This is a genomic window from Streptomyces albofaciens JCM 4342, from assembly GCF_008634025.1.
GTDB classification, from domain to species: Bacteria; Actinomycetota; Actinomycetes; order Streptomycetales; family Streptomycetaceae; genus Streptomyces; species Streptomyces albofaciens.
In genome coordinates, this window is sequence record NZ_PDCM01000001.1 from 3714811 (window position 1) to 3740785 (window position 25975).

Below are 25975 nucleotides of genomic sequence, written 5' to 3' on the forward strand. Positions count from 1 at the left end.
CTCCCGGCGCGTCCACCGCCATCGGGGCAGCCCTCTACGGCCTGGCCACCAGGGCCGCGAGACGCCTGCCCCGGGACATGAGCCTGACGTCCGCCGCCACCCTCGCCACCCTGGACCGGACCGGCCCGCGGCGCATCACCGATCTGGCCGCGGTCGAGGGCGTCACCCAGCCCGCGATGACCGCCCTGGTCCGGGTGATGGAGGAGTCCGGCCTGGTCGAGCGGCGGGGCGACGCGTCCGACAAGCGGGTCACGCTGGTGTGTCTGACCGAGGCCGGCGCCTCCTACGTACGGACGCGGCGCCAGGCGGGTATCCACGCGTTCGAGCGGCTGATCGGCGAGCTCACCGGCGATGAGATCGAGGCGCTGGTGGCGGCCCTTCCGGCGCTGAAGCATCTGGCAGAACTCGAAAGCCAGGACCGCGAAGGGCCGAAGCAGTGACCGGACAGCCGGTCGGCGGAGTCGCGGGGACGGCGTTCCCGGCGGCGCGTTCCGAGGCGCGGCTGCTGGTCCCCGCCCTGATGTTCATCGCTCTGGTCGTGGCGGCGGTCGCCAGCCTCGGGACGCCGCTCATCACCAGCGTGGCGACCTCGTTCCACGTCTCGCTCGGCAGTGCGCAGTGGACGCTGACCGTCGCGCTGCTCAGCGGCGCCGTCGCCACGCCGGTCCTGGGGCGGCTCGGAGCCGGCCCGCACCGGCGGGTCACGATCCTCGCCACGCTGGCGGTCGTCGTCGCCGGCAGCGCGCTCACCGTGCTGCCGCTGCCGTTCGCGTGGCTGCTGGCCGGCAGGGCGGCCCAGGGCGTCGGGCTCGGGCTGACGGCGCTGATGATGGGCGTGGCCCGGGACCACCTCCCCGAGGAGCGCAGCGCGGCCGTGATCGCCCTGATCTCGGTGGTCTCGATCATCGGGGCCGGCGTCGGCTACCCGCTGGCCGCACTGCTCGCCGAGCTCGGCGGGGTACGGGCCGCCTACGGCCTCGGCCTGGTCGTCACCGCCGCCGCCCTCCTGACCGCGTGGCGCTCCATGCCCGAAGCCCCCGAAGGCCGCTCCGCCCACGTGGACGTGGCAGGCGCGGTCGCCCTGGCCGCCGCGCTGCTCCTGGTGCTGTACCTCGCCGGCGAACGGAATCTGTGGAGCCGGCACCTCGCCGTGGCGGCGGGCCTCGCCGTCGTCGCGGTGGTGCTGCTCTGCGTCTGGGCCGTCATCGAGGTGCGCAGCACGGCGCCCCTGGTCGATGTGCGGGCGGTGCGGCACCCGGCGGTCGCCGGGGCGAACCTCGCCATGTTCGTCGGCGGGATCGGCATGTACCTCCTGCTCACGCTCATCACCCGGTACGCGCAGACGCCGCACGGCGCGGGCTACGGCTTCGGGCTGACGACCTTCGTCGCCGGGCTGGTCCTCATCCCGTTCTCGGTGCTGGGGTTCGTCGCCGGCAAGCTCACGCCGCGGGTCCGGACGCGGATCGCCGACCCCCTGCTCCTGGCGGGCAGCGCCGTCGTGGTCGGCGGCGGGTTCGCCCTGTTCGCGGCGGCCCGGTCGGACCTGGCCGGATTGTTCGCGGCGATGGGCGTGCTCGGCTTCGGCGTGGGCGGCTTCTCGGCCGCGATGCCCGGCGTCATCCTGGCCGTCACCCCCAGGAGCGAGACGTCGAGCGCCATGAGCTTCAACTACGTCGTCCGCAGCGTCGGGTACTCCCTGGGCAGCGCCATCGGCGGCCTGATCCTCGCCGCGGGCACCGGTCCCGGCCACCTCTTCCCCGACGACAGCGCCTACACCACCGCGGCGCTGGTCGGCGTCGGTGCCATGGCGATCACGACGCTGACGAGCCTCGCGCTCGCCCGCCGACGCTCGTCCGAGACCACCCCGTAAGTCAGATGCACTCATTCCCACACTGGAGGTCCCATGCCCAAGGGCTACTGGGTCAGCGTCTACCGCACCATTTCCGACCCTGAGAAGCTGGCTGCTTACGACAAGCTGGCCCCTCTGGCCGTCGAGGCCGGGGGTGGCCGGACCCTCGTCGTCGGCGGTCGGGTCGTGGCGTATGACGCCGGAATCGCCGAGCGCACCGTCCTGGTCGAGTTCGACAGCTTCGAGCAGGCCGTCGCGACGTACGAGAGTGCGGCCTACCAGGAGGCGCTGGCCGCCCTCTCCGACGGCGTCGAGCGCGACTTCCGCATCGTCGAAGGCGTCGAATGACCGAGGTCCGGTCGGATCTGCGCTGAAGGACTCTCTCGGGAATCTTGGACGGGCAGTTGATGCTCGTGACGTTGCGTCGGGCTCCTCAGGGACATGATGCCCATGTTCCCGGGGAGCCCGATATGTTCTTCCAGCCTCAGCCTCAGCCCCAGCCCCAGCCCGGATCGGAGCCCGCCGCTGATCGCGCGGGTTGGCCGCGCATCGACTCCGGAATTCTCCGGCCGGACATCAACCACCACGCCAGTCCCGTCGGCCGGCCGCGCGAAGTGGTCCGGAGTGTGCTGACGAAGTGAGCGTCGGCCACCCGGCGCGGTGCCGCGCCCGGTATCCAGAAGGCGTCACCCGGTCGAGCGGCCACCCGTTCCGTACACCGCGCGAACCAGCGATTGAGGCCGGCGGCGAATCGTGCCAGGCCACTTGAGACAGAGGCCGGATCGCCTGAGACGGGGACCGGGTCGGCAGAGGCGGGACAGGCGCGCGTGGCGGCCATGGGCCTTGTCGGGTCTTGCCATCCGAACAGTTCCGATATATCGTTGAAGCATCGCGAACGATCAAAGTGATGTCGCGAGTGATCAAGATTGCGCCGCCGGCCAGGCGGCACACGGACGAGGAAGGAGCGTTGTCATGCGTTCCCACGGACATGAACAGCACGGACACGGCCGGCGCGGCGGCCGGGGCGACTACGAAGGACGGTTCGAGGGGCGGCGCGCCGCCTTCGGACCGTTCGGTCCCCCCTTCGGAGGGCCGCCGTTCGGCGGCCGGGGGCGCGGCGGCGGGCCGCGCGGCCGGGCTCGGCGCGGCGATGTGCGCGCCTCGATCCTGGCCCTGCTGAAGGACCGGCCGATGCACGGTTACGAGATGATCCAGGAGATCGCCGAGCGCAGTGGCGGCACCTGGAAGCCGAGCCCCGGCTCGGTGTACCCCACCCTCCAGCTCCTGGAGGACGAGGGGCTGATCAGCAGCGCCAGCGAGGGCGGCAAGAAGCTCTTCTCGCTCACCGAGGCGGGACGTACGGAGACGGAGAACGTCGCCGACGCCCCTTGGGAAGAGGCCGGCCGCGGCGTCGACTGGGAGGCCATGAACGAGATCACCGCCCACCTGCTGCACGGACTCCTGGAGTCGGATCCGTCGGTACGGGCCGCGTTCGAGGGCGGGCCGCAGGTCGCCCGGCTGCTCGGCTACCTCGTCCAGCGCAGCATCGGATACGGACTCCAGTGGCACGGCACGGTCGAGGACTCCGGCGCGGTACCGGTGGTGACCGAGGGCGTCGTACCGGGCTGGTCACCCGCGGCGGCCGCCGCCCTGGACGGCGCACTCGACCGCGCGCACGCCCGTTACGCGACCCACGCCACCTGTCTCGACCTGCTCGCGGCCCTCGTGGACGACCCCGAGTCGCGCGCCGTGGAGGTGCTGCGCCGGGCCTCGGTCGACACGGTACGGCTGGCCGCCCGGCTGGACGGGGAGCGCTCCGGCCAGGAATGACCGGGCACCGCGTCACCGATGAGGCGTCATCGATCAGGCGTCGCCGACCAAGTGTCATCGATCAGGCGTCACCGACCAAACGTCACCGACCAGGAATGACAGGCCCAACAGGGGTGACGCTGCTGACGGCTCCTGTCATGATGTGCCGATGCGCGTGACTACGGGGGATCAGGCCGGGGTTCAGGCCGTCTCGGCGACGGAAGGGAACCGGGGGCGGCCCGGGATGCCGGAGGCACCGGCGGCCGGCGGCGGCACCGCGCGGGCCCGGAACCTCGGCCTCGTCCTGGCGCTGATATCCGCCTTCGCCTTCGGCGGCTCCGGCGTCGCCGCCAAGCCCCTGATATCGGCGGGTCTCGAACCGCTGCACGTCACCTGGCTGCGCGTCGCGGGCGCCGCACTCGTCCTGCTGCCCGTCACCTGGCGGCACCGGCGCCTGCTGCTGCGCCGCCCGGGCCTCCTCCTGGGTTACGGACTGCTCGCGGTCGCGGGCGTGCAGGCGTGCTATTTCGCCGCGCTGTCCCGTATCCCCGTCGGGGTCGCGCTCCTCATCGAATACCTCGCGCCCGCGCTGGTGCTCGGCTGGGTCCGGTTCGTCCAGCGCAAGCCGGTCACCCGGGCCGCCGCCGTCGGCGTCGTCCTGGCGGTCGGCGGTCTGGCCTGTGTGGTCGAGGTGTGGTCGGGGCTGGGCTTCGACCCGGTCGGGCTCGTCCTGGCCCTCGGCGCCGCCTGCTGCCAGGTCGGTTACTTCGTCCTCTCCGACCACGGCGGCGACGGCGAGGACGCGGCGGACCCGCTCGGCGTGATCGCGTACGGGCTGCTGATCGGCGCGGTGCTGCTGACCGTGGTCACGCGGCCCTGGGAGATGGACTGGGCAGTTCTCGGCGGCAGCACGGACATGGCCGGAGTTCGGGTGCCCGCCGTGCTGCTGCTCGGCTGGCTCGTGCTGATCGCCACGGTACTGGCGTACCTCACCGGCATCCTGTCCGTGCGCCGGCTCTCCCCGCAGGTGGCGGGGGTGGTGGCGTGCCTGGAGGCGGTCATCGCGACCATACTGGCCTGGGTGCTGCTCGGCGAGCACCTGACCACGCCGCAGCTCGTGGGCGGGGCGGTCGTCCTGGCCGGCGCGTTCATCGCGCAGTCCGCGACTCCGAAGGGGGAGGCGGCAGACGGAGCCGTCGAGGGCGGACCCGGAGCCGGAAGCGTTGCGGCGGAGGGCTCCTCGCGTCGAATTCAAGACACCCGGACGCGCTCCTCCTCGGAACGGACCTGAGGCTGACGGGCGGCCGCAGCCACCCATCTCGTCTGTGACGGCGCTGGTGGGGACGTGTCCGAGTATCGCGACCCACCCGGAAGGGAGGAGTCCGATTTTTCCCCGCCCATCCGTCTTGTTGTCTCATTTTCGCCTGGGTAACCTAGCCGATGATCAACTCAGTGACCTGCAGGAAGAGGACTCTCCCCATGCGCAACCACACTCGGGCCGGCGTCGTGCTCGCCGCCTCCCTCCTCGCCGCCGCGGGCCTGGCGGCTCCGGCTTCGGCCGCCGGGTCGGCCGCCGCGGTGCGCAACGCGGGTCCCTCCTGCACCTCGCTCTCCAACGGCACGCTGTGCGTGGGCATCCTCGACGGCGGCCGCACCGTGAACGTCGTGTACGGGAAGACCGGCGGCTCCCCGGTGACCGTGAAGTTCGGTTACCGCAAGGGCAACACGAAGCACCTCAGCAACGCCTACACGGTCAAGAAGGGAGACACGAAGACGTACAAGTTCAAGAACCAGAACCTGGGCTGCAGCACGATCTACGGTCTCCTGGCCGTCGCGGACCAGGGCAACTTCGAGACGCCGGGGCTGCACAACACGGGCTGCTGAACCGGCTGCCGACCATCCTCGCCGCCCGGTGCCCACGGCGCCGGGCGGCGAGCGTTGTCTTCACGGGCTGTTCGTAGTGGGCGCAGGTCTGTCCGGGGAGGCCGACCGCACCCGGGGAGGCCGACCGCACCCGGGGAGGCCGATCGTGCCCGAAGAGGCCGATCGTGTCCTGAGAGGCCGTGCTGTCTGCCCCCTCAGGATCCTTACGGCCCCTGCGGCACTGCGGCACCTTGCCTCCCTGATGACGCTTTAGCTCCCCTCCTGACGCCTTACCTCCCTCGTGACGCCTTACCTCCCTCGTGATGCCTCACGTCCCTCGTGACGCCTCACGTCCCCCGGCGCCGCCCGCCCTCAACCCCGCCGAGCCCCCATCCGCCGCTGCTGATGGGCGCGCGCCTGGGCGTCGCGGGGCGCGTCCCGCTCGGCCAGGCGGGCCGAGATCCGCTGCTGCACGGCCTCGGTCCGCTTGCCCGCGTACTTGAACTTGGCGCGTACGTCCGCCACTTCGAGCCGGAGCCCCCGGATGCCGGGCAGTTGACGTCCGTAAGGCGGGCCGTCCGCGGTGACCGGCGCCGAGCCGCCCTCGGGCTGGAAATGGCCTACCTGGCGCTCCAGCAGCGCGGCCTTCTCCTGCGGGTCGTCCACGATGTGTGCCGTGCAGGTGAGTTGCACGGCGGCATAGAAGCTGGTGGGGACGCCGTGCTCGGGCGGGTCCTCCTCGGCGGCCTGCCAGGGCCCGGGTATGAACACGTAGTCGTCCACCACGCTCAGCAGCACCGTCGGGGCGGCCTCCAGGGCCGGCCATATCGGGTTGGGGCGGGCGAGGTGGGTGACGACTTCCCGGCGGGCCCGGTCGTAGGCGAAATGCAGGGGCTGGACGAGGGGCGCGGCGCCCGGCGGCCCGTTGACGGCGAGCTGGCCGAAGTCGTGGCCGGCCAGCCAGTCCTGCCACTCGGCGTCGTCGGTGGGGGCGTCCCACGGGTGGATCAGCATGCGGTCCTCCTTCAGCGCGCGGAGAGGTAGGCGGGTTCGGCGATGGCGGGGTCCAGGGAATCGGCCGGGACCGGGGCTCCGTACGCGGGGGAGACGGGCAGGACGCCGCTCCAGTAGGGGAGGGCTTCGTCCTCGGGCTCGTCGTTCGGGCCGCCGGTACGGACCTTGGCGGAGACCTCCTCCAGGTCGAGGCGTATGACGGCGGTGGCGGCCAGTTCCTTGGCGTTCGCGGGCCGGGAGTCGGCGGCGCGGCCCGGCAGGACGTGGTCGACCAGGGCGTCGAGCGCAGCGGTCTTCTCGTCCGGGTCGGTGACCTGGTAAGCGGTGCCGTGGACGACGACGCTGCGGTAGTTGACCGAGTGGTGGAAGGCGGACTTGGCCAGGACCAGGCCGTCGACGTGGGTGACCGCGACGCATACGGGCAGCCCCGGGCCGGCCGGCTCCCCGGCCCTCCGCAGGGGGCGCGAACCGGTCGAACCGTGCAGGTAGAGGCGGTTGCCGACGCGGCCGTACAGCGTGGGCAGGACGACCGGGGCGCCGTCGCGGACGAATCCGAGGTGGCAGACGTATCCCGCGTCGAGGATCGCGTGCACGGTCGCGTGGTCGTAGGCGGCACGCTCGCGGGCGCGGGTCGGCACGGTGCGCTCCGTCCGGGCGAAGGACGGATCCTGGGCCTGGGGCATTGCGAACTCCATTGCACTAGTACATAATGAGTTTTGTGCTAGGAGAGTATCGGATCGAAGGGCGGCGCGCATCGGAGATTGCCGCCAGCGTCGAGCGAGCCATCGGTGCGGGCGAGCTCCAACCGGGCGAAGTCCTGCCCCCGATGCGGCAGTTGGCCGTCTATCTGGAGGTCAATCCGAATACGGTGGCGTCCGCGTACCGGACGCTGCGGGACCGTGGTGTGATCGAAACGGCCGGCCGCCGGGGGAGCCGGGTGCGCCCGCGTCCGGCGAGCACACCCAGGGAAGCCGCGCTGGGGCCCGTGCCGCCCGGCGTGCGCGACGCGTCGGACGGCAATCCCGACCCGGCCTTGCTGCCCGCCCTCGGGCAGGCGCTGGCCGCGGCCGCCGCCCGCAGCGCGCGGCACCCCACGCTGTACGGCGCCCCCACGGTCGGCACGGAGCTGGAGCGGATGGCTCGCGCCGCCTTCGAGGCCGACGGGGTGCCGAGCGGCGCCATAGCCGTCACCTCGGGGGCGCTGGACGCGGTGGAGCGCGTGCTCGGCGCGCATCTCCGCCCCGGCGACGCGGTCGCCGTCGAGGACCCGGGCTGGGGGAGCCTGCTGGACCTCATCCCCGGGCTCGGCCTGCGGGTCGTGCCGGTCGCGGTGGACGACGACGGCCCGCTGCCCGAGCAGGTGAGCCGTGCGGTGCGGGAGGGCGCGCGGGCGCTGGTCGTCACGGACCGGGCGCAGAACCCGACCGGCGCGGTGCTCGGCGCCGGGCGCTCCCAGGAGCTGCGGGAGGTCCTGGCGGACCACCGGGACGTGCTGCTCATCGAGGACGACCACGGCCACGACATCGTCGACCTCCCGCTGCACCCGCTCGCCGGTGCCACCGACCACTGGGCGCTGGTCCGCTCCACGGCCAAGGCGTACGGCCCCGACCTGCGGCTCGCCGTGCTCACCGGCGATGCCGTGACCGTGGACCGGGTGCGCGGGCGCCAGCGGCTCGGGCCGGGCTGGGTGAGCCATCTGCTCCAGGACGCGGTGGTGCACCTGTGGCGCACGGGAGCGGTGGACCCGAAAGCGGTCGCCGACGCCTACGGCAGGCGCCGGGACGCCCTGATGGACGCTCTGGCGGCGCGCGGCGTCCGGGCCCGCGGGCGCAGCGGGATGAACGTATGGATCCCGGTCCCCGACGAAACCGGCGCGGTCGCCCGGCTGCTGCACGCGGGCTGGGCCGTCGCGCCCGGCGCCCGTTTCCGCCTGCACTCACCGCCCGGCATACGCGTCACCATCGCCGGCCTCGCGGAGCACGAGCTGCCGGCACTGGCCGACGCGATCGCGACCGCCGTCGCACCGAAGGAGGCACGCCGGTACGACTGACGCGCAGGGAGACGTCGGGTACGGCCGTGCGGCGACCACGTCACAGGGCCGACCGCGGCAGGGGAGCTGCCAAGGGGTGAGGGCCAGGAACGGCGATGAGGGCAACGGCCGGAAACGGGCACGAGGGCCACGGCCAGGAACGGCCATGAGTGAACGGCCACGAGGTGAACGGCCATGGGGTGAACGGCCACGAGGTGAACGGCCACGAGGGGGAACGATGCCGGTGATTACGATCGCACGATGTCTGATCAGAGCTTTCTCGTCCATGGTCCTCGGGTGGCTGTCCGGCGTGTCTCCTTCCAGGACCGGAAGGAGATCGCAGCCCTCGACCAGGAGAGCGCCGCGCTGCACCGCCCGTGGATCCCCGCCAGGGAGACCACACCGGACGCCTTCCGCGAGTACGTCGCCAAGTTCGACCGGCCCGCCCACAAAGGCTTCGTGGTCTGTCTGCGGGCCGGTGGCGCGATCGTCGGCGGCGTCAATATCAACAACATCGTGCGGGGCGGCATCCAGAGCGGCGCTCTCGGCTACGTCGCCTACGCGTCCACCACCGGGCACGGCTATATGACCGAAGGGCTGCGCCTCGTCGTCGCGTACGCCTTCACCGCGCTGGGGCTGCACCGGCTGGAGGCCAACATCCAGCCCGGCAACACCGCGTCCATCAGGCTCGTCGAACGGCTCGGCTTCCGGCGCGAGGGCTACTCCCCGCGCTTCCAGTACATCGACGGCGCCTGGCGCGACCACGAACGGTGGGCGATCACGGCCGAGGCGGCCGGTCACGCCGCCGCGGACGGCTCTGCGTAAGGGCCGCGCCCGCCAGGACGATCAACGCGCCGACGGGGGTGTTCCAGCTGAGCGATTCGCCGAGCAGCGCGACGCCCGCCGCGGTGGCGATCACGGGCACGAAGTAGGTGACCATCTGGGCGGTGGTGGGGCCCACCTCCGCCACCAGACCGTACTGCAACAGGAACGCGAATCCGGTGCCCAGGGCGCCGAGCGCGACCACCGCCAGCAGGGGGACGACGGGGAAGGCGGCCGGAACGGAGGTGAAGAGCGCGGTCACCACGCCGACCTGGGCGGTGGCGAGGAGCATCTGGGTGCCGGAGAGGGCGACGTTGGAGTCCTTCGCGCCGGCGAGCGTACGCCGGACGTAGATCCAGCCGACCGGGTAACTCAGCGACGCGCCCAGGGCCATCGCCGTACCCGTCGGATCCGTGCCGGAGAAGCCCTGCCAGGCGCCGAGCACGGTCAGTACGCCGAGGAAGCCGAGCCCGAGACCCGCGACGCGGCGGCGGGTGGGCCGGTCCTCGGAGAGGGCGACCAGCGACAGCGCCATGCCCCACAGCGGGGAACTGGCGTTGCAGATGCCGGCCAGCGTGGAGGGGATGGTCAGCTCGGCATAGGCGAACAGGGAGAACGGCAGGGCGTTCAGGAAGAACGCGGCGACCGCGAGATGGCCCCAGGTGCGCGCGGAGCGGGGCAGCCGCTCACGCTTGGCCACCAGGACGGCGACGAGCACCACCGAGCCGAACACGACCCGTCCGAAGGTGACTTGCAGCGGCGCGTACCCCTGGGTGCCGACCTTGATGAAGAGGAAGCTGAAGCCCCAGACGAGGCAGAGGATGCCGAACCGCAGCCGCCAGTCGAGGGCGCGACGCCGGGTGCCCGGCGGTGCCGGGGACGGCGGCGTGGTGGAAGGCGCGGCGGCTCCGGGGGCAACGGGAGCCGCATCAGCTCCGGGAGCGGCGGGGGCCGCGTGGGTCGAGGAAGGGGCGGTGGTGCTCATGGCCCCTACGATGCGGTGCGCCATTTCGTAGCACAAGCGAGATTTTATGGGAGGCACCACTTAGCATTGCTTACATGTTGAACCTCGATCGTCTGCGCACCCTGAGCGCGGTGGCCCGGCACGGCTCGGTGAGCGCGGCGGCGGAAGGACTGCACGTCACCACCTCCGCGGTGTCCCAGCAGCTGGCCAAGCTGGAGCGTGAGACCGGCCAGCAGCTGCTGGCCAAGAACGGGCGCGGCGTGCGGCTGACCGATGCGGGCCGGCTGCTGGCCGACCACGCCGCCCGCATCCTCTCGCAGGTCGAGCTGGCCCAGGCCGACCTGGAGGCGCACCGCGGGCAGGCCGTCGGCGAGCTGCGGCTCGGCGCCTTCCCCACCGCGGCGCGCGGTCTGTTCCCCGGAGCGCTGGCCCGGCTCCGCGTCGAGCACCCGCAACTCCGGCCGAAGCTGCGGGAGATGGAGCCGGACGCCTCGGTGCGCAGTGTGGTGCGCGGTGACATCGACCTGGGCGTCGTCCTGGACTGGCACAACCGGCCGCTCTCGCTCCCCGAGGGCCTGGCGAAGGCGCCGATCCTGGACGACCCGGCCGACGTGGCCATGCCGGCCGGCCATCCCCTGGCGCGGCGCCGCTCGGTCGTCCTGGAGGACTTCGCCGACGACGAGTGGGTCTCCTGGCCGCAGGGCGAGTTCTGCCACGACTGGCTGATGTTCACCCTGCGCGGCCAGGGCATCGAGCCGCGCATCTCACACATGGTCGAGGAGCACCACACACAACTCGCGCTGATCGAGGCCGGGTTGGGCGTCGCGGTGGCGCCCCGGCTGGGGCGCGGTCCGGTGCCCGCCGGGGTGAGCGTGGTGCCCGTACGGCACACGATGCGGCGGCACGTCTACGCCATCTGGCGCACCGACGCCGACCGCCGGCCGTCCATCCGCGCCGCGGTCAGCGCGCTGCGCGAGGCCGGCAAGGAGGTCGAGGGGCGCTGAGAAAATCAGGGGACCGGGCACTGCTCCGGTGGCACAATGACGCGCATGGCTGAGCGGATCATCGAGGTAGTACCGTACGACCCGGCCTGGCCGGCGCAGGCGGCCGAGGCGATCGCGGACGTACGTGAGGCGCTGGCCGGGACCGTCACGGAGATCGAGCACATCGGCTCGACCGCCGTCCCCGGACTGGCCGCCAAGCCCATCATCGACCTGATGGCCGCGGCCGAGGACCTCGCCGCCGTCGAAGCCCGCGGGGAAGCCCTGTCCCGGCTCGGGTACCGGCGCGACCACAACGGCATGGCCGACCGCCTCCTGTACGTCCGCGGCGACGACCGCCGCCGGACGCATCACCTGCACGTGGTCACCCTGGAGAGCTGGCCCTCCCGCAACCAGCGCATCCTCCGCGACCACCTGCGCACCTATCCGGCGGACGCCGCGCGTTACGCCCGGCTCAAGCAGTCCCTCGCCGCCACCGGCGCATCGTCCGACGCCTACACGGAGGCCAAGACCGAACTGATCCAGGAACTGACCGACCGCGCCCGCGCGGAGCGGGGGCTGCCGTCGGTTCCGGTTTGGGAGTAGGGAAGAGCGCGGCCCGGACGTCCGGAAGCGCCCCGTCCTGGACCGGGGAAGACCTGGACGGCCGCTACTTCCGGTGCTCCGACGGCCTGACCGTCCGGGATCTCCCGCACCCACTGCCGCCAGAATTCCGCGACGGCATCGAGGTCGTCCGGGAGGGCGGGGCGGATGGCGATGTTGTCCGCAGGGGCATTGCGGGGCAGCGGTGCGGCAAGAGAAGGGGAAAGGCGGGGAAGGGGAGCGCTGGTTAGTCGGCAGGGGCGGACGGGACGATGCCCTGGATGATGTCGAGGTCCAGCAGGTCCTGTGGGCGCAGGCGGAGTTGGTCGGCCGTGTCGCGCACCGCGTCCGCGTCGCGCTTGAGGATGGCGGCGGCGGATTCCGGCGCGATGACGGAGAAGTAGCTGTCCGGCGTCGCCCACAGCGCGCCCGGCGCGGCCAGGGCCAGCGCGCCGCCCGACCCGCCTTCCCCGATGAGCAGCGAGGTGACGGGCGTACGGACCGAGGCCAGCACGGCGAAGACGTCCGCGATGGCCGCGCCCGCGCCGGCGCGCTCGGCGTCCGGGCCGTTGTCCGCGCCCGGTGTGTCCACGAGCGTGAGCACCGGTATGCCGAGCCGGTCCGCCAACCGGATCAGCCGGGCGGCCGTACGGAATCCGGCGGGGCGCACGGCCGTACCGCACTGCGCGGCGAACGCGATCGTGCGGCCGTCGCGCCGGCCGAACCCGCAGCGTATGCCCGTATCGGTGCCGCCGCAGCGATCACCGATGATCTCCTCCCGCCAGTCGAAGTACGCGTCCAGATACGCCGCGGCGCGCGGTCGCCGCTCGTCGCGGGCCGCGCACACCGCCGCCCAGCCGGAGGCCGGGAGGCCGGACGACCCGAGGGCGTGCGGCGGTGGGGGAGGGGGCGGGAGCGCATCCACGGGCCCGGGAACCTCGGACGTCAACAGCCGCAGCCAGCGTCCGAGCCTCGCGCGCAAATGGTCCGGCGGGACGACGGCGTCGATCTGGCCCGCGGCCAGCTGGCCTTCGGCGCTGTACGCGTGCGGGTCGGCGTCCGCCGGGCGGACCCGTGAGCCGGCGAAGCCGATCTGCGCCCCGGGGAGCGCGAGGACGACATCGGCGCCCGCGCCCAGCGTCGCCCAGCCGCCGCCGGTCGTCGGGTCGCGGACCACGGCGATCTGCGGCAGGCCCGCGGCGCGGGTCCGTGCGGACTGGGCGGCCACGCGCTGGAGCTGGGTCAGTGCCCGCATGCCTTCCTGCATGCGGCTGCCGCCTGTGGCGATCAGCGATACGACGGGCAGGCGCAGTTCACGGGCGCGGGCGTAGGCGGCCACCAGCCGGTCTCCGGTGCGCCGGCCGAGGGAGCCGCCGAGAAAACCGAACTCGAAGGAGATCAGCACGGCCGCCATGCCGTCGATCCGGGCGATGCCGCTGATCACGGACTCGTGTTCGCCGGTACGGGCCCGGGCCCGCTGCCGCGCGGCGCCGTAGCCGTCCCAACCGAGCGGCCCGTCGTCGGTTTCCGGCGAGCTGTCGGGTCTGCTGGCAGGTGTTCTGTCAGGTGTTCTGTCAGGAGTTCTGTCGGATGCGCTGCCAGACGTGCTGTTTGGTGCGCGGCCTGATGTGCTGTCGGGCGGCGTGCCGGCCGTTGCCGCCCGGTCCTGGCCCGGACTCCCGTCGGCCGGTGTGGAGTCCTCGGTCTCCGGTGCCGGGAACTCGGTGAAGTCCTCCGCCACCACGGCCACCGCCTCGCGCGCCGACCAGCGCGGTGACGGCCCACGCGAGCCGTCTCCGGTTCTGCCCGAGCCGCCTCCGGTTCTGCCCGAGCCGCCTCCGGTTCTGCCCGAGCCGCTCCCGTTGGTTCCTCCCGAGCTGCCGCCGTTGGCCCCGTGCGAGCCATCCCCGTTGGTTCCGTACGGGCCGCCCGCACCGGATCCGCCCGAGCCGCCCGCACCGGACCGGCCCGGGCCGTCTGCACCGGATCCGCCCGAGCCGCCCGCACCGGACCGGCCCGGGCCGCCTGCGCCGGATCCGCTCAAGTCGCCGGGCCCGCCCAGGTCGCCGGACCCGCTCGCATCGCCGGACCCGCCCGGGCCGTCCCACCCGCCCGGCGGTGAGTCCCTACGCACGGAGGTCCCGCTTGAGGATCTTGCCCATGTCGTTGCGCGGCAGGGCCTCCAGGAAGTGCACGACGCGCGGGCGCTTGTGCGGGGCGAGCTGCCGGGCCACGTGGTCGGCCAGTTCGGCCGGGGTCGGGCCGGGGGCGCCGTCGGCCGTGGGGGCGGGCACGACCCAGGCGACGATCCGTTCGCCCAGGTCCTCGTCCGGCTCGCCGGTCACCGCGGCCTCGCTGACGCCGGGGTGCTCCAGCAGCGCGTTCTCGATCTCGCCCGCGCCGATCTTGTAACCGCCGCTCTTGATCAGGTCGGTGGCCTTGCGGCCCACGATGCGGTAGTTGCCGGCCGCGTCGCGGGTCGCCATGTCGCCCGTACGGAACCAGCCGCCGTCGAAGGCCGCCGCGGTGGCGTCCGGGCGGTTGAGGTACTCGACGAACAGGTTCGGACCGCGGACCTGGATCTCGCCCACCGTCTCGCCGTCGCTCGCCTCGACGGCCCGGCCGGATTCGTCGACGAGCCGGACGTACACCCCGGGCAACGGCACGCCGACGCTGCCGGGCGCGGGCTCGCCGTCGGCCCGGACGCTGGTGTTCATCAGCGTCTCGGTCATGCCGTACCGCTCGATGACGCGGCAGCCGGCGGCCGCGGCGAGCCGGTCGTGGTCGCTGCGCGGCAGCGCCGCCGAGCCGGACACCAGAAGCCGGGCCCGGCCCAGCGCCTTGGCCAGCGCCTCGTTCTCACCGGCCTCGACGGCCAGTCGGTGGTACATCGTCGGGACGCCGAACAGCATCGTGCCGTCGGCGGCCAGCTCGCGGGCGACGCCCTCGGTGCTGAACCGCCCCAAGTGGTGCACGCTGCCGCCGCGCCGCAGGGGGCCGAGGATGCCGAGCACCAGGCCGTGCACGTGGAACAGCGGCAGTCCGTGCACGAGCACGTCGTCGGCGGTCCACTGCCACGCCTCCGCCAGCGCGTCGAGGGTGTGGGCGACGGCCCGGCGGGGGATGACGACGCCCTTGGGCGGGCCAGTCGTGCCGGACGTGTAGACGATCAGGGCGGCGGACTCGGGGTCCGGCTCGTACGGCAGCGGCGGCACCTCCTCGTCGGCGCCGGACAGGTCCACGTCGAGGCGGGGGAGTGCGGCCAGCGCGCCGGGCAGTTCGGCGTCCCGCTCGGTCAGCACGAGCGCCGGGCCGCTGTCCGAGACGATGTGCGCCAGCTCGCTCTCGCCGATCTTCGGATTGACGGGCACGACGGGCACCCCGGCGAGCAGCGCGCCCACCACGGCGACGGCGGTCTCCAAGGTGGGGGTGGCCCAGACGGCCACCCGGGGCACGTCGCCGAGCCGGTCGGCGAGCCGGCCCGCCACCGCGGCCAGCTGACGGTAGCTGAGCGCACGCTCGCCGAAGCGCAGTGCGGGCTGCGGCGATGCGTCGCTCAGCGCCGGAAAGAGCACGTTCACCAGGTCTCCCTCGTCCTCGTCGTCCCACGTCGGTGTGGCCCGCCCCGAACCGCCGGAACGGGCCGACCCCCACCACTTTGGCAGAGACCACCGACAACGCGATCACACGGCACCGCGAGGAAGCACGCCGCGGCCGCGGGGCCCCGGGCGGTACCGGGTCCGGCCCAGGGCGGCCCGGTCGCGCTGCGCCCAGGCGCACCCGGCCCACAGCCCAGGCGCGCCCGGCCCACCCCGTCATCCCGCGGGAGCCCCCATCTTGCGGAAGTCCCAGGACACGACCGCGTCCGGAACCAGCCGCAGCCACGCGTGCCGGCCGTCATGCGGCATTCCTTCCAGCCCGAAGTACTTCGTGGCGAACAACCGTTCCGGCGCATCCAGTTCCGGACAGGCACCGCCCGTCCGCGGCACCTCGCCGACGATCTCCGCGCTGCCGCTCAGCTCCACCCCGCGCAGCTCCCCGTAGTCGTGCCCGTCGTCGACGGCCACCGCGATCCGCGGGTCCTTGCGCAACTGGGCCCACCGCTTGCTGCGGGTGACCGAGTACAGCCAGAGCGCCGCGCCGTCCCAGACGAACCAGAGGGGGCCGACGTGCGGCGTACCGTCCTCGCTCACCGTGGCCACCCGGCAGGTGCGCTGCTCCGCCAGGAAGGCGTCCAGTTCCCGCGGCGTCATCATGACGCGGCGCCCGCGCCGCTGTGTGCCGGTCATCCGTGGACCACCTCCGCTGTACGGCGGCCGGGCGCGGCCCGCACCGGCCTGTCCGAGTGCCAAGGAAGCATGCTGGGGGCTCTTCCTTACGGATGCAATGGCGGCTACGCTCACGCGGCCCGCGGCGGTACGACCACCACCAGAAGGGCCGACCCGATGCCATCAGAAGGGCCGACCCGATGCCACTGGGAGGGCCGATCCGATGCCATCAGAAGGGCCGACCCGATGCCACTGGGAGGGCCGATCCGATGCCAACAGGAGGGGGTTGATCCGGTGCCACCAGGCGAGCGCCTTCTCGAACTGACCGATCCGGCGACGACGGCGCTGCTCACGGTCGAGTGCCAGCGCGGTGTCGTCGGACCGGACAGCGCGCTGCCGGAACTCGCCGACGCGGCCCGCACGTCGGGTGCGCTGGGCCGGGTGGCCCGGCTGGCCGCCGCCGCGCACGACGCGGGCGTACAGGTTCTGCACGCCGTCGCCGAGCGCCGCCCCGACGGCCGGGGCGCCAGCCGCAACGCGCGCCTGTTCATGGCTGCCGAGCGCCTGCCCGTACAACAGCTCGCCGGTACGACCGCGGTACGGATCGCCGACCCGGTGCCCGTCTCCGAGGACGACCTGATCGTCCGCAGGCTGCACGGCCTGTCACCGCTCGCCGGTACGGACGTGGACCCGCTGCTGCGCAACCTCGGCTGCCGGACGCTCGTCATCGCCGGGGTGTCGGCGAACGTGGCGATCCCCAACGCCGTCTTCGACGCGGTCAACCTCGGGTACACGGCGGTGGTGCCGGCCGACGCCATCGCGGGCGTACCGGCCGACTACACCGCGGCGATGGTCCGGCACACCCTCGCGCTCGTCGCCACGGTGACGACCACCGAAGACCTGCTCACCTGCTGGAAGCGCCCGCGCCGGCCCGTCACCAGGTGAACCCGCCCGACAGGCGCCGTCGGGACGGCCCCGTCACACCAGTTTGATCGTCCCGCCCGCCACGCTCACCTTGGCCGCGGACAGTCCCTGAGTGGCGGGCCCGTTGCGGACGCTGCCGTCGTCGATGGCGTACTTGCTGCCGTGGCACGGGCAGTTGATCGTGCCGTTCGCCACCTCGTCCACCAAGCACCCCTGATGCCGGCACACCGCCGAGAACGCCTTGAACTCGCCCGCTGCCGGCTGTGTCACCACCACTTTGCGGTCCTTGAAGACCTTGCCGCCGCCCTCGGGGATGTCCGCGGTCTTCGCCAGCACGTCCCCGGACGCATCGCCGCCTTTCGACGCGCCGCCCCCGGCTCCGTCACTCCCCGCCGCCGACCCGGTTTCCGACCCGGACGGTGCGGACGACGCGCCGTCGCCGCTCCCGTCCGCGCCGTACCCGTCCGAGCCGTTCCCGCACGCCGCGAGCGCGGCGGCCAGCCCCGCCGCGCCGACCGCCGCGACGACCGTACGGCGTCCCGTTACCGCGTCCGTTCGCCCCGTTGCTGCCTGCTGGGTCATGGTGTGCCTCCCGCTTCCGGTGCCTTCCAGGCCCATGGGTGCCGCGCCGTCACGTGAGGGGTGAGGGGTGCGCGCCACGTGGTCCGTGCGTCCCATGGGCGTTGTGGAAGTTCCATACGGATACGGAGGTATGGCCGTTCAGTTCCCACCCAGGGCCCCGCCCAAGGCCCCGCGCAGGAAATCGCGCTCGAAGCGAAGCAGGTTCTCGCGGACCGCCGGGTCGCCCACCGAGTGACCGGCCCCCGGCAGTGGCAGCACGCTGTGCTGCTTGCCGGCGGCCAGCAGTTCCGCGGAGAAGCGCAGGGTGTGTGCGGGTGCCACGTTGTCGTCCGCCAGCCCTTGGACGAGGAGCAGCGGGCGGCGCAGCAGGTGGCCCAGGCCCACCAGGGAGGAGCGCGCGTACTGGTCCGGTGCCTCCTGGGGGTGGCCGAGGAAACGCTCCTTCCAGTGGGTGTCGTACAGCCGCTGGTCCGTGGGCGCGGCACCGGCGACCGCCGCGTGGAAGACGTCGGGGCGGTGCAGGACGGCGGCGGCCGACAGGAAGCCGCCGAATGACCAGCCGCGGATCGCCACCCGCGTCAGGTCGAGGCACGGGAAGCGCGCGGCGGCCGCGTGCAGCGCGTCGACCTGGTCCTCCAGTACGGGGGTGAGCTGGTCGCCGTGGATGGCCTTCTCCCAGGCAGGGCTGCGGCCTGGGGTGCCACGCCCGTCCGCGAGCAGTACGGCGAAGCCTTCCTCGGCGAACCACTGCGCCACACAGGCGAACCACTCACGCGCCCGTACGGCCATCTGGATGCTCGGCCCTCCATACGGGCAGAGCAGCACGGGCAGCTTGCCGCCCGCCTCGCGGTCGTACCAGGAGGGCAGGTACAGCGCACCGCGCAACTCCCGTTCCCCGAGGACGAGGTGCTCGGGCCGCGGAGCGACGACCGGGTCTTCGCCGAGTGAGGCGATGCTTCCGGAGGGGGAGCCGAGTCCATGCTCGTAAACGTCGGTCACCGGCCCGTCCGGTGTGAGCCCGGTCAACACCACCGTGCCGCCTCCGGCCACAGCCGTGAACACCCCCGGCCGCCCGCTCAGCCTGCGCAGGCCGTCCTCCGGGTTCCACCGCCACACATGGGTCGTCGTCGGTTCCTCACTGGCGGTGAACCACACCTCCTCGCCCGCCACGGCGACAACTTCACGCACCTGTAGCCCGCGGGGCGTGACAGTACTGCCGCCGACCACCAGATGCCGTGTCCCGGGCGTGTCCTCGGGCAGGACCAGCGCTCCCGAAGCCGTACGGGCCGGAGTCCCGGGCACGATCTCGACCCAGGCGGCGTCGGTGCGCTCGTGCAGCACCTCGGTAGCGCCGGTGGACTCATCCACCGCCAGCGTCCGCAGCGTCCGCTGGTCCCGGCTCTGTACGCCGACGAGCGGCCCGTGACCGTCCCAGGCGGCGCTCACCACGTACTCGTACGCGGCCCGGTCCCAGGCCACCTCGACACGCGGCGAGCCGGAGCCGGCCACCGCCACGATGTGGAGCGACACATCCGCGTTGGCCGTCCCCGCCGAGGGGTACGGGATGACGCGCGGCGCCCGCTCCGGGTGCGCCGGGTCGCTGATGTAGCGCCGTGCCACACCGGACGTGTCCACCCTGGCCACCAGAATGCGGCGGCTGTCGGGCGCCCACCAGTAGCCGCGCGTACGGCCCATCGACTCGCTCGCGACGTACTCGGGCAGCCCGTAGGTGATGTCCGCACCTTCCGGGGCGGCCAGTCGCCGGTCCTCCCCGTCCTCCAGGCCGACGACGTGCAGCGCGCCGTCGGTCACATACGCGATGTACCGCCCGTCCGGCGAGGGCCGGGGATCGACGACCGGCCCGGCGGCCGGTACACGGAAGGGGGCGCCCTCGTCCGTACGGACGGCCCACAGCACGCCGGACAGCGCGAAGGCCACCACGCGCGCCGCCGCGTCGGTCGCGTACGCCACCACGCCGGTGGCGTGCTCACGCGCCCGCTCCCGGCGGGCCCGCTCCGCCTCGGGCAACCGGCCCTCGGAATCCGGCTCCCCTCCCAGGAGCAACGGGTCGACGATCACCCGCTCCGCCCCGTCCTCGTACCGCCACAAGCGGCTCACGGGATCGCTGCCGCCGCCGGTACGGGCGAACAGCACCCTCCGCCCGTCCGGGGAAACGCTGAACCGGCGCGGCACACCGAGGGAGAAGCGCTGGGTGAGCGCGAACTGGCGAGGAAAAGCGGAGTGATCCGGAGCGGCCCCGGAAGACGTGGAAGGGGCCTCGGAAGGAACGGAAGCGGTCCAGGAAGGCGTGGAAGAGACTCTGGAAGGCGTGAAAGAGCCCCCGGAAGGCATGGAAGCGGTCCTGGACAATCCGAAAGAGTCATCAACAGGCGTCATGACGGGACTCTTTCATTCCACCCGCCCCGGCTGCACCGCTTTCGCCGCCCGGTCGGCGGGGGCAGAAACCGCGGCCCGGCCGTGGGGAGTCGCGGGCCGACGGTACGACGAAGCCCCGCGGACGGGGGAACCGCAGGGCTTCGTAGCGACAAGTGTACATGTGTTCAGGTGTTACGTCCTATCGGGCGCGACGGTCCTCTTCTGCGGGGTTCATTTCCGCCGCTGTCTGGCAGCGGAGAACGTCGCCGGCACAGCCCGGCTCGACGACGCGGAGACGGCGGCGACGCAATTCCGGGGGGATCTCATCTCCGATTACGTGTTCTGGCCGTGGATGCTGCTCGTACGCTGCCCGCCCCTGTCGAGGGCCACCCTTTGAGGGGCGCGCCCGGCGTTCTTCGGCCCGCCGATTCAGCGTTCCGACAGCTCCGACGGCGCCTCCTGAACCAGCCAGCCGTTGCCGTCCGGGTCCTCGAAGGACATGAACGAGTTCCAGGTGCCGCCCTTTCCCGCTTCCCATCCCGTGGCGCCGAGATGGCGTACGGGGGAGACGTCAACGCCACGGGCCACCAGTTCCTCGTGGGCCGCCTCGATGTCCGTGACGCAGAACTGGAGGCCATGCAGCGTGCCGGGGGCCATCTCCTTCGCGCCGGGCAGCGGCGGCATTCCGCCGAGTATCGCGATCGAACACCGCGAGCCGGGCGGCGTCAGCTGAATGATGCGCGCGCCCGGGGCCGCCTCGGCGTCGAGATCCACGTGGAAACCGAGCTTGTCGGCGTAGAACTCCTTCGCCCGGTCCATGTCGGTGACCGGGATGGGGACGACCTCAAGTGTCCAGTTCATCGAGCTTCTCCTTCGAAGAAGGCGAAGGGGACCGGCCAGGCGGCCGATCGGACGGGGTACGCGTCGGCGGGTCCGTACCGGCACTGGGGCCGCGCCGTACCGGCAGTGGGGCCGCGCCGTACCGGCAGTGGGGACGCGCCGAGGTCAGGACCGTACCGGCATCTGGGCCGCGCCGAGGCCGGGACCGAACCGGATACGGCAGGTTGCGCATCGTCTTCAAGCCGCCGCGCCACAGCGCCACCCCGGGCTCACCCCTGCCGGTAGCCCCTCGGTCACCGCTGCCGGTTGTCCGCCGGTCACTTCTGCCGGTAACCCGCCGGTCACCCCTGCCGGTAACCCGCCGGTCACCCCTGCCGGTAACCCGTCAGAAACCGTCCGATCCTGCCGATCGCCGATTCCAGTTCGTCGGCGTGCGGCAGGGTGAGGATGCGGAAGTGGTCCGGGGACAGCCAGTTGAATCCGGTGCCCTGGACCACCTGGATCTTCTCGCGCAGGAGCAGGTCCAGGACGAACTGCTCGTCATCGTGGATCTTGTGTACGGCGGGGTCGATGCGCGGGAACGCGTACAGCGCCCCCTTCGGTTTGACGCACGACACGCCCGGGATCTCGTTCAGTTTCTCCCAGGCCCGGTCACGCTGTTCGTACAGCCTGCCGCCGGGGGCGGTCAGGTCGCGGATCGAGTTCGGGCTGCCGAGAGCGGCCTGGATGGCGTACTGCGCGGGCGTGTTGGGGCACAGGCGCATGGAGGCCAGCATGGTCAGCCCCTCCAGATAGTTCCGCGCGTGCTGCCGCGGGCCGGTGACCACGAGCCAGCCCGAGCGGAATCCCGCCACCCGGTACGTCTTGGACAGGCCGCCGAAGGTCAGCACGACCAGGTCCGGGGCCAGCGAGGCGGCGGGGAGGTGCACGGCGTCGTCGTAGACGATCTGGTCGTAGATCTCGTCGGCGAAGACCATCAGCTGGTGGCGGCGGGCGAGGTCGAGCATCCCCTCAAGGATCTCGCGCGGGTACACCGCGCCCGTCGGGTTGTTGGGATTGATGATCACGAGGGCCTTGGTGCGGTCCGTGATCTTCGAGGCCAGGTCGTCGAGATCCGGGTACCAGTCGGCGGACTCGTCGCACAGGTAGTGCACGGCGCGTCCGCCGGCGAGCGTCGTCACCGCCGTCCACAGCGGGAAGTCCGGCGCGGGTACGAGGACCTCGTCACCATCCTCCAGCAGCGCCTGGACCGCCATGCTGACCAGCTCGGAGACGCCGTTGCCCAGGAAGACGTCGTCGACGCCGACCTCGGGGAGGCCCTGCGCCCGGCAGCGCTGGGCGACCGCGCGCCGGGCGGAGAGGATGCCGCGCGAGTCGGTGTACCCGTGGGCCCGCGGCAGCATCCGGATCATGTCCTGGACGATCTCCTCCGGCGCCTCGAACCCGAACAGGGCGGGGTTGCCCGTGTTCAGGCGCAGCACGCTGTGCCCTGCCTCTTCGAGGGCGTTGGCGTGTTCGATCACCGGTCCGCGGATCTCGTAACAGACGTCGCTCAGCTTGCTCGACTGCCGGAATTCCATGCGGTGGCCTCCCAAGGCTTCGTTGCGTACTTGGTTTTACCAAGTATGAGCTTGGCAAGTCCAATGTCTTCTCTAGACTGCTGCCATGCCTCGCCGTCGAAGCTATGACCACTACTGCGCCGCCGCCCGGGCCCTGGACGCCGTCGGCGACCGGTGGACCCTGCTGATCGTCCGGGAACTCCTCGCGGGTCCCCGCCGCTACACCGACCTCCACGCCGACCTGCCCGGCATCAGCACCGATGTCCTGGCCTCCCGCCTCAAGGACATGGAGCGCGAGGAACTGGCCGCCCGCCACCGCCTCCCTCCGCCCGCCGCCTCCTACGTCTACGAACTCACCCCACGTGGGCGGCAGTTGCAGCCCGTCCTGACCGCACTCGCGGAATGGGGCGCGCCGGCCCTACCGGACCGGCGGCCCACCGACGCCGTGCGCGCGCACTGGTATGCCCTCCCGCTCCTCCGGCCGCTGACCGAAGCGGCGGGCGGCCTCACGGGCGTCGTGGACGTGGTGCTGGACTCGGGGACCTTCCATCTGCGTACCGGTGGCGGCTTTCCGCTGTACGGCGACGGGATGGCCGAGAAGGCCGACGCGCGGGTGGTGTTGCGGTCCGACGCTTGTGAAGCCCTTCTCGGCGGACGGCTCGCCTTCGGGGAAGGGGTGAGATCCGGCCGGATCGAGGTGACAGGGGACGGCGAACTGGCGGAGCGACTGCGCGAAGCGCGGTGAGGATGCGATGGCCCGCCCCGTGCGGTGATGTTCCAGGCCGTACTCGGTGACTGGCATGCGTGGCGATAGGCATGCGTGACGACTGGCATGCATGGCGACGGGCATGCACAGTGGCAGGCATGCACGGCGGCAGGCATGCGCGAGACAGGCACAAGCGCCGACTGGCATACGTGCGTAAATCGGCCCAATGCGTAAGAATCCCGGCATGCGAATCGTGATTTTGTGCGGCGGAGAGAGTGCGGAACGAGATGTCTCCCTGGCCTCGGGGTGGTCGGTCGCCCGCGCCCTGCTCGGGCGGGGACACGAGGTGGTGCTGATCGACCCGGCCGCCGCTGACCCGGTCCTGGCCGGGCCGCTGCGTCCCGGTGACGCGGTCGACGCGGTGGCCGTCGGCAAGGAACCGCCCTCCCTGTCGGCGCAGCGGCAACTGCGGCGGCGCATGCACACCGCACTGACCGGCGGCCCGGTCCTGGACCTCCTGCGCGACGCGGACCTGGTCTTCCTGGCACTGCACGGCGGCTGGGGCGAGGACGGACATGTGCAGGCGTTGCTGGAGATGGCCGGCGTACGCTTCACCGGCGCCGGCAGCGCGGTGTGCGCGGCGGCCTGGCACAAGGGGCGGGCGCAGGCGGTACTGGGCGCGGCGGGCGTGCCGGTGGTCGATCGGGTGCTGTGGCGGCCCGGCGCGAGCGGGGACGGCGCGCCGCAGGACGTACGACGGCTGGTCGAGGCCGGGCCGGTGGTGGCCAAGCCGGTCGCGGACGGTTCGAGCGTGTCGGTCCACCGGGTCGACTCGCTGTCACAACTGGCCCAGGTCGCGGCCGAGGTGCGCGCCGATGGCACCGAGTTGCTGGTGGAACCGTTCCTTCCCGGGCGGGAGTTCACCGTCGGCGTGCTCGGCGGCCAGGCGCTCCCCGTCGTGGAGATCGAGCTGACGACGCCCGTGTTCGACTACGCCGCCAAGTACCAGCCCGAAGCGGTCAACGAGGTGTGCCCGGCACGGATCCCGGCCGACTTCGCCTCCAGGCTGCGGGAACTGGCCGTACGCGCCCACCGGGCCCTGGGTTTCGGTAGCGACACGTACTCACGCACCGATTTCCGCAACGACGCGGCCGGCGCGCCGATGTGCCTGGAAGTGAACGCACTCCCAGGCCTGACGGCGACGAGCCTGCTCCCACGCGCGGCGGCCGGAGCCGGTTGGGACTACCCCGAGCTGGTGGAGCGCATCGTGGAGCTTGCGGTGCGGACGTAGTCCGGGACCGGGCGCGGCGGCTGCGGGCGGGTAGCGCACCTCGCGGGCGTCGAGGTTGTGAAACCCGCTTGCCGCGTCGTCCGGGCCGGGCGTTGTCGTCGCGCGTTGTCGTCGTGCCTTGCCGTCATGCCTTGTCGTCGGGCCTTGTCGTCGGGCAGGGCAGCGGTCTCGGCTGCCGGGTGGTGACGGCCGGGAGCGGTTCCGGCGACGGAGAAGCCCACGGGAGCCCCCCACCGGGCCGTCGTCCACTACCGGCCTGCCTGTCCGTCTGCGCGCCTGACCACCTGCCCGCCTGACCGGCCTGCCCCTCTGACCAGCCTGCCCGTTGACCAACCTGTCCGTCTGATGAAGAGACGCCGACTTGCGCAAGTCTCTCAGCGCATGATGCCCGGCCGGCAGCGGACGAGCGCGTGAGCGGTGAGCTTGGCCATCTGGTTCCTGTCCAGCTTCAGCTCTTCCCTGGTCTTTTCGAGCTGGTCCTTGAGTGCTTGACCGCGCGCGGTACACAGCGCGTTGGCGTGCTTGACGAGTGAGTCGGGTTCGATGCCCGCCAGCTCCGGCACATGGTCCCGGATCGTCTTGAGGAAGAACGCCTCCTCCACCTTGGTCAGCTCGCGTCCCCGCTCAGGGCTGGACGACGGGCTTCCTGCGGGGGTGCCTTTGGGGGTACCTGCGACGGAGGGGGTCGCGGAGGCCGTCGCCGAGGCGTTCGCCCGATCACCGCCCGGCCCGCCGCATGCCGCAGTGCCCAGAACGGCGACCGTGAGGCAGACGGCGAGCAGGGGGAGGCGCTTGTTCATGGATCTCCTGGTGGTGCGGGAAGCGGGACATGATCACTTGTCCCCGGTGGTCCCGGTGTCGGCGACGCGTTGCGCAAGGTGTTCGGACGGCATCGGCAGTCCTCTTCGGAGAACTCCCGCACACAACTGCCGTCGGCGCGACTTCTCATGTCACCGTTGGGCTGCTGATGCGATCATATCGCTGAAAAAGGGGTGGTCGGAGAGGAGTTGGAGAGCGGGCGGCATCCGTCGGGATCGGGACACCGGAGGGGCGGGGGAGACCCCGCAGCGCACCCCCGACAGACAGGAGGCCTGCCGTGACCACCACGGCCTCGGAAAACCTGCGGGCGGGCGGCGCATTCGCGCTGCCCGCCTTGGACGGCGATACACGCGCGTCCTCCTCCTCGGGCAACCCGGCCGTCGGCCCACCGCCACACAATTTCGCGGGCCGTCTGCTCGCCTCTTTCAGCGGTCGACGCACATCCAGGCTGACTGCGCGGTGAGTATGGTCGCCTCCATGGACGCGCCTGCTGTGTCAGCCGATGCCGACACCGGCCGTGGCGTTCGCTTCCGCGGGCACGTATTCGTCATTGCCTCTGAACCTTGCCGTATAGCCGTGAGCGAGTCCTTTGATCCGCGTCTGCGGGTCTCCGACGTATTGGGGGACCCCACCTTCACGTCGCCGTTGCCGTCGGTGATACCGGCGCCGACTTTCTT

Annotated in this window: 25 protein-coding genes and 1 pseudogene; 15 read left to right on the forward strand and 11 right to left on the reverse strand. The window is 72.2% G+C overall.

From position 1 onward, the window contains the following. Positions 1 to 77 precede the first annotated feature (77 nt). From CP973_RS16700 to CP973_RS16725, 6 genes and pseudogenes are all read left to right on the forward strand, one after another. Positions 78 to 440, forward strand: a complete 363-nt coding sequence (locus CP973_RS16700; protein WP_150243676.1) for a MarR family winged helix-turn-helix transcriptional regulator — start codon at positions 78 to 80, stop codon at positions 438 to 440. Beyond that, positions 437 to 1870: an MFS transporter gene (locus CP973_RS16705; RefSeq protein WP_150241498.1), complete on the forward strand. Its 1434-nt coding sequence runs from the start codon at positions 437 to 439 to the stop codon at positions 1868 to 1870. The genes CP973_RS16700 and CP973_RS16705 overlap by 4 nt, the downstream gene beginning before the upstream one ends. Positions 1871 to 1903: 33 nt before the next feature. Next, on the forward strand, positions 1904 to 2197 hold the full coding sequence (locus CP973_RS16710) for a DUF1330 domain-containing protein (RefSeq protein ID WP_150241500.1): 294 nt from the start codon (positions 1904 to 1906) through the stop codon (positions 2195 to 2197). Positions 2198 to 2821: 624 nt separating this feature from the next. Continuing rightward, positions 2822 to 3286, forward strand: a pseudogene (locus CP973_RS41600) (PadR family transcriptional regulator); the annotation flags it as partial. Positions 3287 to 3902: 616 nt separating this feature from the next. Next, positions 3903 to 4949 (forward strand): EamA family transporter, encoded by a 1047-nt coding sequence (locus tag CP973_RS16720; RefSeq protein WP_244409542.1) that lies wholly within the window; start codon positions 3903 to 3905, stop codon positions 4947 to 4949. A 188-nt stretch (positions 4950 to 5137) separates the two neighbouring features. Further along, positions 5138 to 5542: a hypothetical protein gene (locus CP973_RS16725; protein ID WP_150241506.1), complete on the forward strand. Its 405-nt coding sequence runs from the start codon at positions 5138 to 5140 to the stop codon at positions 5540 to 5542. Positions 5543 to 5893: 351 nt separating this feature from the next. Here CP973_RS16725 and CP973_RS16730 read toward each other — a convergent pair whose 3' ends face one another. Together CP973_RS16730 and CP973_RS16735 are read right to left on the reverse strand one after the other, a co-directional pair. Then, the gene (locus tag CP973_RS16730) at positions 5894 to 6535 is read right to left on the reverse strand and encodes an FMN-binding negative transcriptional regulator (protein WP_150241508.1); all 642 of its coding nucleotides are present in this window, start codon (positions 6533 to 6535) and stop codon (positions 5894 to 5896) included. Positions 6536 to 6546: 11 nt separating this feature from the next. Continuing rightward, on the reverse strand, positions 6547 to 7218 hold the full coding sequence (locus tag CP973_RS16735) for a pyridoxamine 5'-phosphate oxidase family protein (RefSeq protein WP_150241510.1): 672 nt from the start codon (positions 7216 to 7218) through the stop codon (positions 6547 to 6549). Between the two features lie 35 nt (positions 7219 to 7253). Between CP973_RS16735 and CP973_RS16740 the strand changes: the two genes are divergently transcribed. Continuing rightward, on the forward strand, positions 7254 to 8585 hold the full coding sequence (locus tag CP973_RS16740) for an aminotransferase class I/II-fold pyridoxal phosphate-dependent enzyme (RefSeq protein ID WP_150241512.1): 1332 nt from the start codon (positions 7254 to 7256) through the stop codon (positions 8583 to 8585). Positions 8586 to 8825: 240 nt separating this feature from the next. Beyond that, positions 8826 to 9389 (forward strand): GNAT family N-acetyltransferase, encoded by a 564-nt coding sequence (locus CP973_RS16745; RefSeq protein ID WP_150241514.1) that lies wholly within the window; start codon positions 8826 to 8828, stop codon positions 9387 to 9389. Here CP973_RS16745 and CP973_RS16750 read toward each other — a convergent pair. Next, a complete protein-coding gene (locus CP973_RS16750; RefSeq protein ID WP_208853196.1) occupies positions 9343 to 10371 on the reverse strand; it encodes a DMT family transporter in 1029 nt (342 codons plus the stop codon). The genes CP973_RS16745 and CP973_RS16750 overlap by 47 nt on opposite strands. 74 nt (positions 10372 to 10445) lie before the next feature. Here CP973_RS16750 and CP973_RS16755 point away from each other — a divergent pair, with 74 nt between their 5' ends. Then, positions 10446 to 11354 (forward strand): LysR family transcriptional regulator, encoded by a 909-nt coding sequence (locus tag CP973_RS16755; protein ID WP_150241518.1) that lies wholly within the window; start codon positions 10446 to 10448, stop codon positions 11352 to 11354. Positions 11355 to 11399: 45 nt separating this feature from the next. Beyond that, positions 11400 to 11936: a GrpB family protein gene (locus CP973_RS16760; RefSeq protein ID WP_150241520.1), complete on the forward strand. Its 537-nt coding sequence runs from the start codon at positions 11400 to 11402 to the stop codon at positions 11934 to 11936. A gap of 244 nt (positions 11937 to 12180) precedes the next feature. On the opposite strand, the gene CP973_RS16765 is transcribed toward CP973_RS16760, so the two are convergent. The 3 genes from CP973_RS16765 to CP973_RS16775 form a co-directional block, all read right to left on the reverse strand. Further along, positions 12181 to 13683 (reverse strand): carboxyl transferase domain-containing protein, encoded by a 1503-nt coding sequence (locus CP973_RS16765; protein WP_425281972.1) that lies wholly within the window; start codon positions 13681 to 13683, stop codon positions 12181 to 12183. A 376-nt stretch (positions 13684 to 14059) separates the two neighbouring features. Beyond that, positions 14060 to 15514, reverse strand: coding sequence for an acyl-CoA synthetase (locus CP973_RS16770; RefSeq protein WP_208853197.1), 1455 nt, complete (start codon positions 15512 to 15514; stop codon positions 14060 to 14062). Between the two features lie 234 nt (positions 15515 to 15748). Further along, positions 15749 to 16222: a pyridoxamine 5'-phosphate oxidase family protein gene (locus tag CP973_RS16775; RefSeq protein WP_150241524.1), complete on the reverse strand. Its 474-nt coding sequence runs from the start codon at positions 16220 to 16222 to the stop codon at positions 15749 to 15751. Between the two features lie 273 nt (positions 16223 to 16495). On the opposite strand from CP973_RS16775, the gene CP973_RS16780 reads away from it, so the two are divergent. Beyond that, positions 16496 to 17146, forward strand: coding sequence for an isochorismatase family protein (locus CP973_RS16780; protein WP_208853198.1), 651 nt, complete (start codon positions 16496 to 16498; stop codon positions 17144 to 17146). A 33-nt stretch (positions 17147 to 17179) separates the two neighbouring features. Here the strand turns inward: CP973_RS16780 and CP973_RS16785 are convergent, their stop codons facing one another. Next, positions 17180 to 17707 carry a Rieske (2Fe-2S) protein gene (locus CP973_RS16785; protein WP_150241528.1) on the reverse strand — a complete coding sequence of 176 codons (528 nt, stop codon included), beginning with the start codon at positions 17705 to 17707 and terminating at the stop codon, positions 17180 to 17182. A 138-nt stretch (positions 17708 to 17845) separates the two neighbouring features. After that, positions 17846 to 19861, reverse strand: a complete 2016-nt coding sequence (locus CP973_RS16790) for a S9 family peptidase (protein WP_167538345.1) — start codon at positions 19859 to 19861, stop codon at positions 17846 to 17848. A gap of 154 nt (positions 19862 to 20015) precedes the next feature. Here CP973_RS16790 and CP973_RS40865 point away from each other — a divergent pair, with 154 nt between their 5' ends. Then, positions 20016 to 20480: a TetR/AcrR family transcriptional regulator C-terminal domain-containing protein gene (locus CP973_RS40865; RefSeq protein WP_244409545.1), complete on the forward strand. Its 465-nt coding sequence runs from the start codon at positions 20016 to 20018 to the stop codon at positions 20478 to 20480. Positions 20481 to 20512: 32 nt separating this feature from the next. Here CP973_RS40865 and CP973_RS16800 read toward each other — a convergent pair whose 3' ends face one another. Together CP973_RS16800 and CP973_RS16805 are read right to left on the reverse strand one after the other, a co-directional pair. Further along, complete coding sequence (locus tag CP973_RS16800; protein WP_150241531.1) at positions 20513 to 20944, reverse strand: VOC family protein; 432 nt, start codon at positions 20942 to 20944, stop codon at positions 20513 to 20515. Positions 20945 to 21288: 344 nt separating this feature from the next. Next, positions 21289 to 22503: a pyridoxal phosphate-dependent aminotransferase gene (locus tag CP973_RS16805; RefSeq protein WP_150241533.1), complete on the reverse strand. Its 1215-nt coding sequence runs from the start codon at positions 22501 to 22503 to the stop codon at positions 21289 to 21291. Between the two features lie 85 nt (positions 22504 to 22588). Between CP973_RS16805 and CP973_RS16810 the strand changes: the two genes are divergently transcribed. Both CP973_RS16810 and CP973_RS16815 read left to right on the forward strand, forming a co-directional pair. Further along, entirely contained in the window at positions 22589 to 23227 is a 639-nt protein-coding gene (locus CP973_RS16810; protein WP_150241534.1) for a winged helix-turn-helix transcriptional regulator, read from the forward strand. 205 nt (positions 23228 to 23432) lie between these two features. Then, complete coding sequence (locus tag CP973_RS16815; protein ID WP_150241536.1) at positions 23433 to 24479, forward strand: D-alanine--D-alanine ligase family protein; 1047 nt, start codon at positions 23433 to 23435, stop codon at positions 24477 to 24479. A 374-nt stretch (positions 24480 to 24853) separates the two neighbouring features. Here CP973_RS16815 and CP973_RS16820 read toward each other — a convergent pair whose 3' ends face one another. Continuing rightward, positions 24854 to 25279 (reverse strand): hypothetical protein, encoded by a 426-nt coding sequence (locus CP973_RS16820; RefSeq protein WP_150241538.1) that lies wholly within the window; start codon positions 25277 to 25279, stop codon positions 24854 to 24856. A 296-nt stretch (positions 25280 to 25575) separates the two neighbouring features. On the opposite strand from CP973_RS16820, the gene CP973_RS16825 reads away from it, so the two are divergent. Then, on the forward strand, positions 25576 to 25761 hold the full coding sequence (locus tag CP973_RS16825; RefSeq protein WP_150241540.1) for a hypothetical protein: 186 nt from the start codon (positions 25576 to 25578) through the stop codon (positions 25759 to 25761). The last annotated feature ends 214 nt before the right edge of the window (positions 25762 to 25975 follow it).